At 71.1% G+C, this 13,090-nt stretch carries 13 protein-coding genes; 7 read left to right on the forward strand and 6 right to left on the reverse strand.

Going from position 1 to position 13,090, the window contains the following annotated elements:
• Positions 1-22 precede the first annotated feature (22 nt).
• From ABD691_RS10855 to ABD691_RS10865, 3 genes are read left to right on the forward strand one after another with little or no spacing between them, the layout of a single operon-like run.
• The gene (locus tag ABD691_RS10855) at positions 23-223 is read left to right on the forward strand and encodes a ferredoxin (RefSeq protein ID WP_344679443.1); all 201 of its coding nucleotides are present in this window, start codon (positions 23-25) and stop codon (positions 221-223) included.
• On the forward strand, positions 220-1,374 hold the full coding sequence (locus tag ABD691_RS10860) for an NAD(P)/FAD-dependent oxidoreductase (RefSeq protein ID WP_344679444.1): 1,155 nt from the start codon (positions 220-222) through the stop codon (positions 1,372-1,374). Before ABD691_RS10855 ends, ABD691_RS10860 begins: the two co-directional genes overlap by 4 nt.
• Complete coding sequence (locus tag ABD691_RS10865) at positions 1,371-2,573, forward strand: cytochrome P450 (protein WP_344679445.1); 1,203 nt, start codon at positions 1,371-1,373, stop codon at positions 2,571-2,573. The genes ABD691_RS10860 and ABD691_RS10865 overlap by 4 nt, the downstream gene beginning before the upstream one ends.
• Before the next feature lie 36 nt (positions 2,574-2,609).
• Here ABD691_RS10865 and ABD691_RS10870 read toward each other — a convergent pair whose 3' ends face one another.
• Positions 2,610-3,017: a RidA family protein gene (locus tag ABD691_RS10870; RefSeq protein WP_344679446.1), complete on the reverse strand. Its 408-nt coding sequence runs from the start codon at positions 3,015-3,017 to the stop codon at positions 2,610-2,612.
• Positions 3,018-3,118: 101 nt separating this feature from the next.
• Between ABD691_RS10870 and ABD691_RS10875 the strand changes: the two genes are divergently transcribed.
• The gene (locus ABD691_RS10875; protein ID WP_344679447.1) at positions 3,119-3,754 is read left to right on the forward strand and encodes a class I SAM-dependent methyltransferase; all 636 of its coding nucleotides are present in this window, start codon (positions 3,119-3,121) and stop codon (positions 3,752-3,754) included.
• Between the two features lie 18 nt (positions 3,755-3,772).
• Here ABD691_RS10875 and ABD691_RS10880 read toward each other — a convergent pair whose 3' ends face one another.
• Positions 3,773-4,621, reverse strand: a complete 849-nt coding sequence (locus ABD691_RS10880; RefSeq protein WP_344679448.1) for an oxidoreductase — start codon at positions 4,619-4,621, stop codon at positions 3,773-3,775.
• A gap of 7 nt (positions 4,622-4,628) precedes the next feature.
• Between ABD691_RS10880 and ABD691_RS10885 the strand changes: the two genes are divergently transcribed.
• Together ABD691_RS10885 and ABD691_RS10890 are read left to right on the forward strand one after the other, a co-directional pair.
• Positions 4,629-5,354: a DNA-binding response regulator gene (locus ABD691_RS10885; protein WP_344679449.1), complete on the forward strand. Its 726-nt coding sequence runs from the start codon at positions 4,629-4,631 to the stop codon at positions 5,352-5,354.
• A 196-nt stretch (positions 5,355-5,550) separates the two neighbouring features.
• Positions 5,551-6,846, forward strand: coding sequence for a glycoside hydrolase 5 family protein (locus ABD691_RS10890; protein ID WP_344679450.1), 1,296 nt, complete (start codon positions 5,551-5,553; stop codon positions 6,844-6,846).
• Between the two features lie 67 nt (positions 6,847-6,913).
• Here ABD691_RS10890 and ABD691_RS10895 read toward each other — a convergent pair whose 3' ends face one another.
• On the reverse strand, positions 6,914-7,498 hold the full coding sequence (locus tag ABD691_RS10895) for a TetR/AcrR family transcriptional regulator (protein ID WP_344679451.1): 585 nt from the start codon (positions 7,496-7,498) through the stop codon (positions 6,914-6,916).
• 180 nt (positions 7,499-7,678) lie between these two features.
• Between ABD691_RS10895 and ABD691_RS10900 the strand changes: the two genes are divergently transcribed.
• Positions 7,679-8,890 (forward strand): cytochrome P450, encoded by a 1,212-nt coding sequence (locus ABD691_RS10900; RefSeq protein WP_344679452.1) that lies wholly within the window; start codon positions 7,679-7,681, stop codon positions 8,888-8,890.
• 10 nt (positions 8,891-8,900) lie between these two features.
• On the opposite strand, the gene ABD691_RS10905 is transcribed toward ABD691_RS10900, so the two are convergent.
• The 3 genes from ABD691_RS10905 to ABD691_RS10920 form a co-directional block, all read right to left on the reverse strand.
• The gene (locus tag ABD691_RS10905) at positions 8,901-9,932 is read right to left on the reverse strand and encodes an Lrp/AsnC family transcriptional regulator (RefSeq protein ID WP_344679453.1); all 1,032 of its coding nucleotides are present in this window, start codon (positions 9,930-9,932) and stop codon (positions 8,901-8,903) included.
• Between the two features lie 341 nt (positions 9,933-10,273).
• Positions 10,274-11,665, reverse strand: a complete 1,392-nt coding sequence (locus ABD691_RS10910) for a uracil-xanthine permease family protein (RefSeq protein ID WP_344679454.1) — start codon at positions 11,663-11,665, stop codon at positions 10,274-10,276.
• A 567-nt stretch (positions 11,666-12,232) separates the two neighbouring features.
• Entirely contained in the window at positions 12,233-12,814 is a 582-nt protein-coding gene (locus ABD691_RS10920) for an MOSC domain-containing protein (RefSeq protein WP_344679455.1), read from the reverse strand.
• Positions 12,815-13,090 lie beyond the last annotated feature (276 nt).

Genomic DNA, 13,090 nt, shown 5'->3' on the forward strand with positions numbered 1-13,090 from the left:
AACGCAACGTGATCCACGGCGAGTGAAAGTCGTCGTGGACGAAGTGAAGTGCACCGGCGCGGGCCAGTGCGTGCTCGCCGTCGAGGCGGTGTTCGACCAGCGTGACGACGACGGCGTCGTGGTGCTGCTCGACCCCGCACCACGCCCCGAGCTGCACGACGCGGTGCGGGAAGCCGCGATGCTGTGCCCGGCCGCCGCGATCCGCGTCGAGGAGGAGTCGTGAGCGACGTGGTGGTCGTCGGCGCGTCGGTCGGCGGCCTGACGGTGGCGGAAGCCTTGCGCGGCAAGGGTTTCACCGGACGCATCAGCCTGGTCGGCGACGAACCACGGCTGCCCTACGACCGGCCGCCGCTGTCCAAGGAAGTCCTCACCGGACGGTGGTCCGCCGAGGCGCTCCACCTGCGCGACAGCCGCAGGCTGGACGAGCTGGAGATCGACTGGCTGCTCGGCCACCGCGCCGAGCGGCTCCGGCTCGGCAGCCGGACGGTCGAGCTGGACGGGGGAAAGGCCCTGCACTACGGCTCGTTGGTGATCGCGACCGGTCTGGTACCGCGCAGACCGGCCGGATTCGCCGGAGCGCGCACCCTCCGGACGCTGGGCAACGCACTCCGGTTGAAGCAGGAACTCCGGACCGCGCAACGGGTTGCCGTGATCGGCGGCGGAGTCCTCGGCTGCGAGGTGGCAGCCGCCGCCAACACCCTCGGCAAGCAGGTGGTGCTCATCGAGCCCGGACAGGTGCCGATGGCGGCCCAGCTCGGCGCGGAACTCGGCGGTCACGTCGCCGCGCTGCACGAATCCCGCGGTGTGCGGCTGACGACCGGTGCCGGTGCGGTCCGCCTCGTCGAGGGGACGTCGCACGTCGAGCTGACCTCGGGCGAGGTCGTCGAAGCCGACCTCGCGGTGCTGGCGATCGGGTCGGCCCCCGCCACCGGCTGGCTGGAGGGCAGCGGTCTGCACCTCGACGACGGGGTGCGCTGCGACGCCTCCCTGCGCGCGGCCGACGACGTCCACGCGGTCGGCGACGTGGCCCGCTGGTCCGATGGAACCGGCACCACCGCACGGCTGGAAACCCGCACCAACGCGGCGGAACAGGCTCTCGTCGTCGCCGCCAACATCCTCGGCGGCGACCGCCGGTACGACCCGGTCCCGTACTTCTGGTCGGACCAGTACGGCGTCCGGATCCAGGTGCACGGCGCCATCACCCCGGACGCGCGGATCCGGATCGTCGAAGGAAATCCGGGCGAGGACCGCTTCCTCGCGCTGGCCGAGCAGGGCGGCGTGGTCACCGCCGCGATCGGCTGGAACCACCCCCGCGGCGTCCGCGCCGCACGCCGCATGCTGCGGCATCCCGAACTGGCAGGAGGAATCCGATGACGACCGAACCGTTCACCAAGCCGGAGCTGCTGTTCCAGCGCTCGCCCGAGCACCCGTTCCACCTGCCTCCGGAGCTCGTCCGGCTGCGCGAGGAGCGCCCGCTCGCGCGGATGACCTACCCGGACGGGCACGAGGGCTGGCTGGCGACCGGCTACGACGAGGCCCGCGCGGTGCTCGCGCATCCCGGCTTCAGCAACCGGTACGAGCTCCTGCACATGCCGATTCCCGGCGTGACCGAGCCGGTGCCGCCCGCGCCTCCGGGCGATTTCCTCGGGATGGACGCGCCCGAGCACACCCGGTTCCGCAGGCTGCTGGCCGGGAAGTTCACCACCCGCAGGATCGGCCTGCTGGCCGAGCGGGTGCGGGAGGTCACCGCCGAACGGCTGGAGGCGATGGCGCGCCACGACTCCCCGGTGGACCTGATGGAGGTGTACGCGCGGCCGATTCCGGCGCTGGTGATCTGCGACCTGCTCGGCGTCCCGTACCACGATCACGAGCGGTTCCAGCACTACGCCAACGGGGTCGTGCTGCGGGAAGGGACCACGCAGGAGGACCAGGCCGCCGCCCTGACGGCGTTGCACGAGTACGTCGGCGAACTCGTCCTGGCCAAGCGCGCCAACCCCACCGACGACGTCCTCAGCGAGCTGACCACCAGCGACCTGACCGACGAGGAACTGTTCGGGCTCGGCGGTTTCCTGCTGTTCGCGGGACTGCACACCACCGCGAGCGTGATCGGCATGGCGACCTTCGCCCTGCTGATCAACCCCGACCAGCTCGCCGCCCTGCGCGACCACCCGGATCCGGCCGACGGCGCGGTCGAGGAACTGCTGCGCTACACCGGGATCGGCCCGTGCACGGTCCGCGGCGCGCTGGAGGACGTCGAGATCGGCGGTCGGACGATCAAGGCGAGCGAGAGCGTCGCGATCTCCATCGACGCCGCCAACCGGGATCCGGCGAAGTTCCCCGACCCCGACGCGCTGGACCTGCGGCGCAAGGCCACCGGGCACCTCACGTTCATCCACGGCGTGCACCAGTGCCTCGGCCAGCACCTCGCCCGGATCGAGCTGCGCACCGCGCTTCCCGCGCTGGTGAACCGGTTCCCCGGTCTGCGCCTGGCCGTTCCGGCCGCGGAGGTGCCGATGCGGACCGACTCCAGCATCTACGAGGTGGACCGGCTTCCGCTTACCTGGGACCGCTGATCGGCAGGTGCCCGGCGGGATCGGCTCCCGCCGGGCTCAGTCGATCACGGCGGTGGCCTCGACCTCGACGAGCAGATCGGGCTCGGCCAACGCGGCGACGCCGAGCAGCGTGATCGGCTTGGTGGGGTCGATCCCCAGCTTCGCGGCAGCCGCGCGGATGCCGTCGCCCAGCAGCGGCATCTTGTCGGGGGTCCAGTCGACGACGTAGACGGTCAGCTTCGCCACGTCGTCGAACGATCCGCCGACCTCGGCCAACGCCGTCGCGATGTTGAGGTAGGACTGCTCGACCTGGGCGGCCAGATCCCCCTCGCCGATCCGGTTCCCGTGGGCGTCGCGGGCGACCTGCCCCGCCAGGAACACCAGCTTCGACCCGGTGGCGATCGACAGCTGCCGGTACACCTCGGGCTTCGGCAGCCCGTCCGGGTTGACCAACTCCACGGCCATGGAACCCTCCTCAGAAGGCAAACAAGATCGACAGTCCCAACATAGCGCCCGGCACCGACAGGACGCCTATGCTGCCGGTGAGGCTGATGGGAGTGAGCTCGATGGCGGATCTCTCGGCATTCCAGCACCCGCGGTTCGCCCGGATGTACGAGCGGATCAGCGGGGAGTCCGAACGGCGGGGCACCGCGGAGCACCGGGACCGGATGCTGGCCGGGCTGTCCGGCCGGGTGATCGAGGTGGGTGCCGGCAACGGGATGAACTTCGGCCACTACCCCGACACCGTGACCGAGGTCGTCGCGGTCGAGCCGGAGGACCGGCTGCGCGCCCTGGCCGAGCGGGCCGCGGCTCGCTCCGCCGTGCCGGTGCGGGTGCTGGCCGGCCACGCGGATGCGCTACCGGCCGAAGGCGGTGAGTTCGACGCGGCCGTGGCCTCCCTCGTGCTCTGCTCGGTGCCGGACGTCGCCAGAGCGCTCGCCGAGATCCGCCGGGTGCTGCGAACCGGCGGCGAACTGCGCTTCTACGAACACGTGCGGTCCGACCGGCGTTGGGTGGGCTTCCTGCAGGACGCGATCACGCCGCTGTGGTCGCTGGGCGGCGGCGGCTGCCGGCTGAACCGGGACACCGCTGCGGCGATTCGCGCCGCCGGGTTCGACATCGTGCGGCTGGAACGGTTCTCGTACGCACCGATCCAGTACATTCCGCGTCACGCGCACATTCTCGGGCGGGCTCGGGCTTAGGGGTGCGGCGCCGACGAGTCAGCCTCGCAGGTCGGACAGGTCCTCGTCACTGAGACTGAGATCGTTCGCCGCGAGGTTCTCTTCGAGGTGTTCGAGAGAACCGGTACCCGGAATCGCAAGCACCGTCGGCGAGGTCGCCAGCAGCGAGGCGATCGCCACCTGCGCTGTGGTCGCGCCCAAGCGTGCTGCGACCTTGCCGAGCCGTTCGGCGTCGAGCGGGCCGCTGCCGACGCCGCCGCCGAGCGGGAAGTACGGCACGTACGCGATGCCCGCTTCCTCGCTTTCCGGCAGCAGCCCCAGGTCACCGGTGTACCGGTTCTGCACCGCCGCGACGGGCGCGATCGCCCGGGCCTCGGCGAGCTGGGCGCCGTCGACGTTGCTGACGCCCAGGTGCCGGATCAGCCCCTCCGCGCGGAGCTCGGCCAGGACCCCGAACCGTTCGGCGATGGACTCGCCACCCGGCCCCGTCATCCCGCCGACCCGCAGGTAGACCAGGTCCAGCCGGTCGAGCCCCAGACCGCGCAGATCCGCCTCGACCAGGCCGCGCAGCTGATCAGCCGTCGCCTGCCCGCTCGGCACCCCGTCCGGTCCGGGCAACGGCCCCACCTTGGTCGCGATCACCAGGTCGTCGCGGTAGGGGGTCAACGCCGTGCGGATCAGCTCGTTGGCCCACACCGAGTCCCTGCCGTAGAAGCCGGCCGTGTCGATGTGGTTCACGCCCAGCTCCACTGCCCGGCGGAGCACCGCGATGCCCGTCCCGGGATCTCGCGCCGGACCGGCGAAGGTGCCCATCGCCAGGCGCATCGCGCCGAAGCCGAGCCGGTTGATCGTCAGCTCTCCGCCGAGGGAGAAGGTCTTGATCGTCATACCGCTCATGGTGTCGGCAGGCACGACGCCCGGCGAGCTCGTGGCAGCTTGCTGCCAGACTGGCGGGATGCGGGACGAAGAGGTGTTTTCAGTGCGCGGAGACACGGAGTTGATCGCGCGCGCAGGTCATCTCTTCGCGTCCGCGCGGACCGAGTTCCTGTGCGCGGCCCGGGATCTCAAGACCTGGTCGCAACCGGGGGCCAGGGCCGCGGCCCGGAACCGGATGCGCGCGGCGGGTCGCGCCGACTTCACCCCGCGGAAGCTGCTCAGCCCGGTGGCACTCGCCGACGAGGAGGCCCGTGCGCACCTGCGGCTGGTGCGGAGCAAGGGCGCTCTCGTCCGGATCAGCCGTTCGCCGCTGCCGCACGAGACCATCCTCATCGACCGGCGGGTGATGATCCTCGCCGGCCAGGAGAAGCCCACCGGCCGCGAGTACACCGTGACGACGTCACAGATCCTGGTCGACGGCGTTCACTCGCTTTTCCGGGCGATCTGGGACGCCGCCGTCGATCTCGAAACCTATCTGCGCAGCGACGTCCCGCATCTCGACGCCGACGGCCGCGTGATCCTCAACGCCCTCGCTTCGGGCCTCACCGACGAATCGGCGGCCAAACGGCTCGGCGTCTCGCTGCGCACCTACCGGCGGCGAGTGGCCGAGCTGATGGCAGAACTCGAGGCCGACTCCCGCTTCCAGGCCGGGCTGCGTGCGGGCGAGCTGGGGCTGCCCCGTTGAAATCGCCGTCCTGCAGAACCGGGGCACACGCCGAAGCTTCCAGCTGGTCGTAGACGAAACCCCTGTGGGCCTGCGCAGTGCCGCGACATCCGCCACTCGGGCCACTTTCCCGGCGGTCATGGCGCCGATTGACCCCTGGCTCGGCGGCACCGGTCTCGGCCACCATCTCCAGGGCCGACTCCCGGGAGGCCGACCGATGCCGTTGAACCGCCGCACCCTGCTCGGCGCGACCGCCGCGGCCACCGCCCTGCCGTGGACGACCGGCGCGCCGGCGACCCGCCGCAGGGTCCGCCTCGGCGTCAACTACACGCCGTCCACGCGCTGGTTCCACATGTGGGAGGACTTCCGCGCCGACGACCTGCGCCGCGACCTCGACGACATCGCCGCGCTCGGTCTCGACCACGTCCGGCTCCTCCTGCTGTGGCCGGCGTTCCAGCCGGAACCGAACCTCGTCAGCGGACACCGGCTCGACCTGCTGGAGCGGTTCCTCGACCTCGCCGACGCCGCCGGGCTCGACGTCGAGGTGACGGTGTTCAACGGGCACATCTCGGCGCGCTACTGGACGCCGAACTGGCTCCAGACCCAGCCGAAGCCGGCGAACTGGTTCACCGACCCGACCGCGATCGAGGCGCAGCGGCGGCTGCTGCGGGCGATCGCGGCAAGGGTCGCCGAACACCGGCGATTCCTCGGTTTCGACCTGTCCAACGAGGTCTACTACTACTGGGACGACTACGCGGGCCTGGACGTGTCGCCGGAGCAGGCCGACGCGTGGCTCCGGTCGCTGGCCGAGGTCTGCGAGCAGACCGCGCCCGGGAAGATCAACACCAAGGGCTGCGACTCCGCGCCGTGGGACGCGAAGGGGACCAACCTGTTCGGGCGCCAAGCACTGGCCTCAGCGGGTTCGGTGACGTCGATCCACCCGTGGACCGCGTTCAAGGGGATCCTGCGGACGGATCCGCTCGGACCGCGGGCCACGCACAACGCCGAGCGGCTGGTGCAGGTCATGCAGGCGTACAGCCCGGCCGTCGACCGCCCGGTGTGGGTCGAGGAGGACGGCGCGGCGCCGTCGATCCACTTCAGCGACCAGACCCGCCCGCTGCTCGGCGAGTGGATCGAGCGGTCGGTGCGCAACGTCGCAGCCGGCGACCACGTCTTCGGCTTCAGCTGGTGGTGCTCGCACGACGTTTCCGAGGCGCTGGTGCCAGGGCTGAACCCGCTGGAGTACGACCTGGGGCTCTACACCAACGACCGCGAGCTGAAGCCGGCAGGCGCGGCGCTGCGGAAGCTCGCCGAGGACTTCGACCGCGATCCGCCTCCGGTGGAGCCGTGGAGCACCGGCATCGTCGTCCCCGACGACGATCCGGGGCGGGGCGCGGAGCTGTTCTTCTCCTTGGCGTCCGACGGTGTTCGGGCTGCGTTCGTGCTGTCCAGCCGGGCCGACGACGCCGACCACCTGCGGGCGCGCGGGATCACCGAGCTCGTCCGGCCCTGATGTTGCACAGCGGCGCGGATCCTGGCTTCAAGCACGCCGCAACAAGGACCACGACGCAACGGGGAAATCACCCGCCGTCCGGCAGCCCGCGAGCGACGGGACCGAGTGCGCAAGCGAGGTTTTCCCGGTGCTGGCGCAGAGTCTCGGCGGTGATGCCCGCCTCCGCGACAGCGCGGGCGAAGTCGTCGGTGGTCACCTTGAGCACGGCGCTCATGGTGGCGGCCTGCATGCGGACGTCCACCGTGCCGGGGGCAGTGCGTTCCGCGAGCACTTCGGCGAGCGTGTCTTCCGCCCGCTCCCGGAGCATCAGGTACGTCGCGCGCAGCGCGGGCTCGTCGTGCGTCATGCGGACCACGGCGAGAACCGCTTCGACGTCCTCCCCCGGCGACGAGTCCAGCAGCGGCCTGTAGGCCGCACGCAGGTGCTCTTCCAGACCAAGCTCGCGCGGCCAGGCGCGCAGGACCTCCTGGAAGGCGTCGATCATCTTCGTCAGCAGCGGCTCGACGCAGCTTTCCTTGTTGCGGAAGTAGCGCCACAGCGTCCGTTCGGAGACCCCGGCGACGCGGGCGATCTGCTCGCCGGGGGTGGCGGCCACGCCCTGCTCGGCGAACAGCCGGACCGCGTGGCGCGAGATGTCGAGGCGCTGCCGCATGCGTTGCTCGTCGCTCACCGGCGGCCGGCCCCGGCGAGGCCCGCGACTGCTGTCCACCACGTCCTCCACCAGACGATCCGGGCATTCCTCCCGCACACGCTAACCCACGGGAACTTTAAAGGCAGTTACTGCCAATAAAGTGCTACGGTCGGGTTGTCCGGAGATCACGGGAGGAAAGCCATGAGTGTTGCCACCGAGAATCCGCAACTCCCCTTCACCAGGCCGAACGTGCTCGACCTCGCGCCGCTCTACGAGGTCCTGCGCCGGGACGCGCCGGTCACGGCGGTCACGACCCCGGCCGGAGATCCGGCCTGGCTCGTGACGCGCTTCGGCGAGGTCCGCGACCTGCTCGGCGACAAGCGGCTCGGTCGCTCGCACCCCGAACCGGAGCGCGCCTCCCGCATCACGACCGCCGCGGTGCAGGACGGGCCCACCGGCAACCACGACACCGAGGAAGCCGACCACAAGCGGATGCGGCGGCTGCTGACCCCCGCGTTCTCCGCCAAGCGGATGCGCTTGCTCACCGGCTACGTGCAGGAGCTGGTCGACGGCTGCATCGACCAGCTCGTCGCCGACCGCGCCGCGGCGCCGGACGGGGTCGTCGACCTGCACGCCGGGCTGGCCTTCCCGCTGCCGGTCGCGGTGATCTGCCGGCTGCTCGGCGTGCCCGAGCGCGACCGGGAGCTGTTCCACTCCCTGTCGGAGCGCATGAGCAACCACGCCATCGGCGACGAAGCACACCGCGCTCGGGACGAGTTCATGCGCTACATGACCCGGATCGCCGAGATCAAACGCGCCGAACCGGGCGAGGACGTGATCTCCGACCTCGTGCGCGCCCAGAGCGCCGACGCGGACTTCGACCACGGCGAGCTGGTCCGGCTCTGCGTCGGGCTGCTGTTCGCCGGGCACGAGACCACGGTCAACCGCATCGGCCTGGGCACGCTGTTCCTGCTCACCCGCCTCGACCACTGGCGGTCGCTGACCGCCGACCCCGACGGCCGCGTGAACGCCACCGTCGAGGAGATCATGCGCCTGGGCGCGCCCGGCGACCTCGGCCTGCTGCGCTACGCCCACACCGACCTCGACGTCGCCGGTGTCACCATCCGGCGCGGCGACGCCGTGATCCTGTCGATCAACTCCGCCAACCGGGACGCCGCGGTCTACTCCGACGCCGAGACCTTCGACCCCGACCGCGCGGAGCGCTCCCACCTCGGATTCGGGCACGGCGCGCACTTCTGCATCGGGGCGAGCCTCGCCCGCACGGAGCTGCGCGTCGTGTTCGCAGCGCTGGCCCGCCGCCTGCCGGACCTGCGGCTCGCCAAGGAGGTCGACGAGCTGGAGGTGCGCACCACCATCACCGGTGGCGTGACCGAGCTTCCCGTGACCTGGTGAGCACCGGCCCTCACCGCTGATCCGGGGCCGGGTCGGCCCACACGTCCGGGGGCACGACGCCGACGGACCGCCCGCTGGCGTCGAGGAGGTGGCCGAAGAGCTTGTCGTGCCGCAGGGTGATCACCCGCTCCGCGATGTCGATGCCGGGGTGGGCGGTGGCCAGCTCGTGCTCGAAGCCGAGCACGTCCTCGACCGAGTGCAGGCTGGCCTGCAGGACCAGGTTGTGCGGGCCGCTGATCGCGGCGCAGCTGCGGAGCTCGGGCAGCTGGACCAGGGCGTGGCCGATGCCCGGCAGGTCGGCGGGGTGGACCTTGACCCAGAAGGTGACCGCGACGGGCCTGCCACCGAGCGGGCGGGCGAAGTCGCAGCGGAAGCGCAGCACGCCCAGCCGGGTCATCTCGTCGACGCGGCGCTCGACGATGGCGGCGCTGCTGCCCACGACCTCGGCGAGCGCCTCGTGGGAGGCCCGGCCGTCGCGGGCGAGCCAGATCAGCAGCGACCGGTCGAAGGTGGTCATCCGGCGGGTGCGCCCAGCGGTGACCGGATGGTCGGGAGCCGTGAGCTGCTCGGGGGTCTGCGCGCCGACCTGCCATCGACCGCCCTCGGTGAACATGTACGTGATGATCCGGGTCTGGACGGCGGTGACGCCCGGGATGGCGGGCAGCACGTCGAGGGTGTAGCGCGACATCGCCGCCAGGTCGCCGGTGGCAACCGTGACGAGGAGTTCGTGCGGGCCCGCCACCCGCTCCAGGGTCAGCACGTGCGGGTGGCAGGTGAGCTCGCGGGCGACGGCGGAGGCCGCGCCTGCGGCGCAGTCGACGTCGAGGAAGGCGCCGCAGACGTGCTCGAACAGCCGGGGTCCCGGCGAGAAGCTGACCCAGGCTTCGCCGCGTTCGGCGAGGCGGTCCCACCTGCGGGCCGCGGTGACCGGGTCCACGCCGAGGGCGCGGCCGAGCTCGGTCCAGGTGGCCCGCGGGCTCAGCTGCAGCGCGTGGATGAGCGCCAGCTCGTCCTCGCCCAGCAGCGCGATGTCATCGTGCATCGGAGTGCGGGTTTCCTGCGTATCGGACTTCTGCACTGCCCAGTCTTGCACCCTGAGCGAGGTCCGGCCGCGAATGTTCGCCTCGACCCTGTCGGCCGATCAGCTTGAGGACGTCCGCCGCGTCAAGGATCGCCCCGAGCGCGTAGCGATTCCGTCAGCGCGGCCGATCCGGCGCCGCGGCGGGGGTGCGCTGGAGGCGTCACCGCTGTCGGCAGTCGGAGGCGATGACATGTCGTCGCTCGATTGGCGGGCAGAACCCGCGAGCTTCAGCGCCCTTGGAAGCTCGCCTCGCGACGCTCCACAAAGGACCGGATTGCCTCGAAGTCCTCGGGGCCGAACCGCTAGCCGCCGGTGACCGGCTCGGGCGTGGGAGCCGGGTCCACCGGCTTCGCCGCCGGGGTCCTCAGCGGGTGGTTGAACACGATGTTGAGCACCACCGCCACGATGGCGCCCACGACGATCCCGGTGTCGAACACGGTCCGGAACCACTCCGGGAACTGCTGGTAGATGTCCGGGGCGGCCAGCGGGATCAGCCCGGCGGCCAGCGAGACCGACACGATGAACATGTTGTGGCCCTGGTCCAGGTGCGCCCGCGACAGCGTGCGGATGCCGCTGGCGGCGATGCTGCCGAACAGCATCAGTCCGGCCCCGCCCAGCACCGGGTACGGCACCAGCGAGACGATGCCGCCCAGCGCCGGGAACAGCCCGAGCAGGGCCATCACGCCGCCCGCGACCGCGACGACGAACCTGCTGCGCACCCCGGTCAGCGACACGACGCCGACGTTCTGGGCGAAGGCGCTGGTGGGCAGGCCGCCGAACAGCGAGCCCGCGGCGGTCGCGATGCCGTCCACCCGCAGCCCGCGGGTGACGGCCTTCTGCTCGACCTCCCGGTCGCAGATCTCGCCGATCGCCAGCATCCCGGCCGCGCTCTCGGTCATCGCGACCAGGATGACGATGCACACCGCGAAGATCGCGGCCGGGTGGAACTCCGGCGGGCCGAACTGCATCGGCGCCGGAAGCGCGAACCAGGACGCCTGCCGGAACATCGTGGTGTCGACCATGCCGAACGGGATGGCGGCCAGGGTGCCGACGACCATCCCCAGGATCAGCGTGATCTGCTTGAGGAACCCGCGCAGCACCCGCTGCATCACGACCATCACGACGAGCGTGAACAGCGCCAGCGCGAGGTTGGACGCGGAGCCGAAGTCCGGCGAGCCCTTGCCGCCCTGCGCCCACCCGACGGGCACGGTGATCAGCGAGACACCGATCAGCGTGATCACCACACCGGTCACCAGGTGCGGGAAGAACCGCATCAGCCGCCCGAAGAACGGCCCGACCGCCAGGCAGAACAGCCCGCCGACGAGCACCGCGCCGAGCACCGTCTGGATCTCGTGACCGTCCTCGGCGGCCTGCGCGACCGACAGCAGGGACGCGAGCCCGGCCGAGGAACTGGCGTTGACGAAGGGCAACCGGTTCCCCGCGATCCGCGCGATCCCCAGCGTCTGCAACAGCGTGGCCAGGCCCGCCACCAGCAGGCTCACCGAGATCAGCACGACCTGGTTCTGCGCGTCCAGCCCGCAGGCCGGACCGAGGATGAGAGGCGGTGCCACGACGCCCGCGTACATGGCCCCGACGTGTTGGAGGGCAGCTGGGACCAGCTGCCGGGCAGGCAGTTTCTCGTCGACGGGATGGCAGGACGCGGGGGTCGGATTCCCCTGCGAAGACGTTGCCATGAGCAGTTCCCCTTTGAACACGGCCACCCGCGGCCCGCCGGGTGGACCGGTCTGCTCGTCAGGAGCACGGCGGCACAGGCACTCTTGCGCTGTCGAGTAGGAGCAAGCTACGTCCGGGATCCGACTTCCGTCAACATTTTGTTGAAACTTCCGTTGCGCGGAATTCCCCGGAAAACTCCGCTCATGTCACCGACGACCATCCACAGTGGTCACCAGCCGCGCAGGGGCCGGCAGTGGAGGGATCATCGCCTGATCCGGGCGCACCGGCACGCCGCCGGTGCCCGAGAAAGGGGGGCTTCGGCCACCGAGTCAGCCGCCCGGCAACGGTTGGGCCGCTCCAGAGGAGGGCTGAGCACCAAGATCCCATTTGGCCTGCGACGAACGGGGCAGACCGCTCTCGGTCGTGCTCACCGCGGGGGCAATCAGGTGACGCGTCGGCAGATCACCACCACGATCCCGAAACCCGCCGACCGTGTCCGCAACCGGCTGGCCAAAGGCCACCGGCGTTCGACCGAGATGCCTACCGCGGGTCCACATCTGGCTCACCACCGAACAACCAGACACGCCCTAGCCGTGCAGGCGCTGCTCCTGGTCGTCGAGATCGCCGTCGAGGCGCTTGCGCAGCACGCCGACCCACGCGTCGGGCAGGGCGTCGGAGTGTTCGAGGAGCCGCCGGGCGGCGGGCAGGTCCCGGCGGTCGATGTTCATGACCCGGTGCAGCTCGGCCGCGGTGATCCCGTGCTCCGGCCGGTCCAGCAGTTCGAGGCGGTCACCGGCTCGCAGGTGGCCGGGCCGCAGCACCCGGCAGTAGAAGCCGGTCCTGCCGCTGCGCTGGGCGCGGACCGCCATGTCCTCGATGCCGTGGAAGGCGGCCTGCTTGAAGCACGGCCTGCGCGGCTGCGTCACCTGGAGCACCACCGAGCCGACGGCGTAGACCGATCCGACCACGACGTCGGCCTCCGTGACTCCGCGCGTGGTCAGGTTCTCGCCGAACGACGGCGTCGCCAGGTCGCCGATCTCCCCGGCCCAGACCGGGTAGTGCTCGCCCGGGTAGAGCAGAACGGCCTTGTCCGGCCCGCCGTGGTGCTTGGTGTCGCCCTGCTCGTCCCCGGCCAGGCCGAGTTCGCCCACCTCGACCGGTCCGTGCACGGGGGTTTTCCTTATGCCGGAAAGCACCGTGCGCCCGTGCCAGGCCAACGGCCGCACAGCCCCTACGGACACTGCCAGCACTCGCCCGTTTGCTGCCGCGGCGTCCTGTTCGACGGAGTCCGGATCGGTCACGTTCCCCGCTCCTGGGCTATGGGCTCCAAGGGGTAGAGCTTCCTGCGACCGCCATGGTACGCACCGGGGGCTGTCGCGCGAGATCGTCACGACGTCCGGACGATGCCCGAGCCGGTGAATGTGCCGTTTTGTGCCAAGGAGTTC

This window comes from Saccharopolyspora taberi (genome assembly GCF_039534165.1).
GTDB lineage: Bacteria > Actinomycetota > Actinomycetes > Mycobacteriales > Pseudonocardiaceae > Saccharopolyspora_D > Saccharopolyspora_D taberi.

Excerpts from the sequence above, each read along its gene's own strand:
- ABD691_RS10865 (WP_344679445.1), top strand. The coding sequence starts at position 1,371 with ATGACGACCGAACCGTTCACCAAGCCGGAGCTGCTGTTCCAGCGCTCG.
- ABD691_RS10870 (WP_344679446.1), bottom strand. The coding sequence starts at position 3,017 with ATGGCCGTGGAGTTGGTCAACCCGGACGGGCTGCCGAAGCCCGAGGTG.
- ABD691_RS10875 (WP_344679447.1), top strand. The coding sequence starts at position 3,119 with ATGGCGGATCTCTCGGCATTCCAGCACCCGCGGTTCGCCCGGATGTAC.
- ABD691_RS10880 (WP_344679448.1), bottom strand. The coding sequence starts at position 4,621 with ATGACGATCAAGACCTTCTCCCTCGGCGGAGAGCTGACGATCAACCGG.
- ABD691_RS10885 (WP_344679449.1), top strand. The coding sequence starts at position 4,629 with ATGGTGTCGGCAGGCACGACGCCCGGCGAGCTCGTGGCAGCTTGCTGC.
- ABD691_RS10890 (WP_344679450.1), top strand. The coding sequence starts at position 5,551 with ATGCCGTTGAACCGCCGCACCCTGCTCGGCGCGACCGCCGCGGCCACC.
- ABD691_RS10895 (WP_344679451.1), bottom strand. The coding sequence starts at position 7,498 with ATGCGGCAGCGCCTCGACATCTCGCGCCACGCGGTCCGGCTGTTCGCC.
- ABD691_RS10900 (WP_344679452.1), top strand. The coding sequence starts at position 7,679 with ATGAGTGTTGCCACCGAGAATCCGCAACTCCCCTTCACCAGGCCGAAC.
- ABD691_RS10905 (WP_344679453.1), bottom strand. The coding sequence starts at position 9,932 with ATGCACGATGACATCGCGCTGCTGGGCGAGGACGAGCTGGCGCTCATC.
- ABD691_RS10910 (WP_344679454.1), bottom strand. The coding sequence starts at position 11,665 with ATGGCAACGTCTTCGCAGGGGAATCCGACCCCCGCGTCCTGCCATCCC.